The sequence below is a fragment of the Phenylobacterium sp. genome (genome assembly GCF_030693805.1).
In the GTDB taxonomy this organism is placed as follows: Bacteria; Pseudomonadota; Alphaproteobacteria; order Caulobacterales; family Caulobacteraceae; genus Phenylobacterium.
Map to the genome: position 1 here is coordinate 1 of NZ_JAUXZW010000205.1, position 1,428 is coordinate 1,428.

General features: G+C 68.9%; 2 protein-coding genes. One reads left to right on the top strand and one right to left on the bottom strand.

Going from position 1 to position 1,428, the window contains the following annotated elements; genetic code table 11:
• Window positions 1–217, top strand: a 217-nt coding sequence (locus Q8M88_RS08215; RefSeq protein ID WP_371132650.1) for a hypothetical protein, incomplete at its 5' end; no start/stop codon positions are given.
• A gap of 24 nt (window positions 218–241) precedes the next feature.
• On the opposite strand, the gene Q8M88_RS08220 is transcribed toward Q8M88_RS08215, so the two are convergent.
• On the bottom strand, window positions 242–1,428 hold a 1,187-nt coding region (locus Q8M88_RS08220; protein ID WP_305596240.1), incomplete at its 5' end, for a methyl-accepting chemotaxis protein.

A 1,428-nucleotide genomic window follows, 5' to 3' on the forward strand; every position in this document is an offset into this window, starting at 1 on the left:
GACCCAGGCCTGGCCGGATGACCGCCCCGTGGTCACGGCCGGCCGGCTGGTGGTGACGGCGGTGGACACCATGGCCGGTGGCGCCTGCGACAAGCTGACCTTCAACCCGCTGGTGCTGCCGACGGGCATCAAACCCTCGGCCGATCCGGTGTTGCTGGTCCGCGCGGCACCCTACGCGCTGTCGCTGGGTCGGCGGCTCAGCGAAGCCAAGCCCTGAGCACCGGCCTGACCCGGCAGGCGTTCAGCCAATCAGCAACTGGCCCCTGCGTTGAGGGGTGACGCTGGCGCCGGTGCGGAACACCTCGACCGCGTCGGCCATGCGGTCGGCCTGGTCGCGCATGCTGGTGGCGGCAGCGGCACTCTCCTCCACCAGCGCGGCGTTCTGCTGGGTCATCTGGTCGAGCTGGTTGACGGCGATGTTGACCTGGGCAATGCCTTCGCTCTGCTCGGTGGCGGCGCTGCTGATCTCGCCAATGATGTCGCTCACCCGCTGCACGCTTTGCACGATGTCTTCCATCGTCGCGCCAGCCTGTCGCACCAGCTCGCTGCCGCCCTGCACCTTGTCCACGCTGGTGCTGATGAGTGCCTTGATTTCCTTGGCCGCCTGCGCACTGCGCTGGGCGAGGTTGCGCACCTCGCCGGCCACCACCGCAAAGCCACGGCCCTGCTCGCCTGCACGGGCGGCTTCCACGGCGGCGTTGAGCGCCAGGATGTTGGTCTGGAAGGCGATGCCGTCGATGACGCCGATGATGTCGGCGATCTTCTTGCTGCTTTCAGAGATGTCGTCCATGGTGCTGACGACCTGGTGCACCACGCTGCCGCCACGTTGCGCCACCTCGGCCGCGCTGCCGGCCAGCTGGTTGGCCTGGCGCGCGGCGTCGGCGCTCTGGCGCACGGTGGCGGTGAGCTGCTCCAGGCTGCTGGCGGCCTGCTGCAGGTTGCTGGCGGTCTGTTCGGTGCGCTGGCTCAGGTCCTGGTTGCCGCTGGCGATTTCGCTGCTGGCGGTCTGAATGCTTTGCGCCGCTTCGCGCACGGTCTGCACGGCCGCCGCGGTGCGGCCCAGCACGGCCTTGAGCTCGCGCGCCAGCGGGGCTTGCGCCTCCAGACCGGTCATGTCGAGCACGATGTGGGTGGGGTCCTGCATGCGCTGGGCCAGCGAGGCCACTTCGGCGTTGCCGCGCACGCCGCCGGCCAGGCGCACCACAAAAAACAGCTCGAAGGTGGTTTGCACCACCACGTAGGCGGCGTGGACCACGATGGTGGCGAAGTCGGGTTCGCTCAGGCAGTACACGCCCCAGCCAGCGGCCTGCAGCCGGTCAAAGCCCACGTGGTGCAGTGCAAACAGCACCGCCGAAAACAGGATGGGGCGCCAGTCGAGGTAGACCAGCAGCAGCGCCAGCGTGACGAAGACGCCGAAGTGCATCTCGC